General features: G+C 62.7%; 1 protein-coding gene. It reads right to left on the bottom strand.

All coding sequences use genetic code 11. From position 1 onward, the window contains the following. The coding region (locus tag AC0L23_RS40120) for a Mu transposase domain-containing protein (RefSeq protein ID WP_473358442.1) at positions 1 to 332 on the bottom strand (332 nt) is incomplete at both ends.

Below are 332 nucleotides of genomic sequence, written 5' to 3'. Positions count from 1 at the left end.
TCTTTGAAGGGAGCACCGTTGCGCAAGGCGCCGGGTTTGCGGGCGAGCACCGGCACATAATGCCAGGGGTCGTAGACGGTATCGCCGCGGCCAAAGGATCGCGGGTGCTCGGCAACGATACGTCCATCCTGACGGATCACGATGCGATCGGCATAGGCTTGAACCTCGACCGGCCGTCCGACTGAGCTGGCTGCGACCGAGTACTTGTTGTTGTCGAAGCGCACCAGGCAGGTCTTCGAGACCGATGCCGTCACCGCATGGAAGCCGTCGAAGCGGCCGGCATAGGGAACGAGTTTGGGGCGTTCGGCTTCGAACACGTCCCAGATCGTCTG

The organism is Bradyrhizobium sp. MI1.4 (assembly GCF_055811315.1).
Note: the sequence above shows the minus strand (reverse complement) of the source record. Positions and strands in the feature narration are given on the sequence as shown.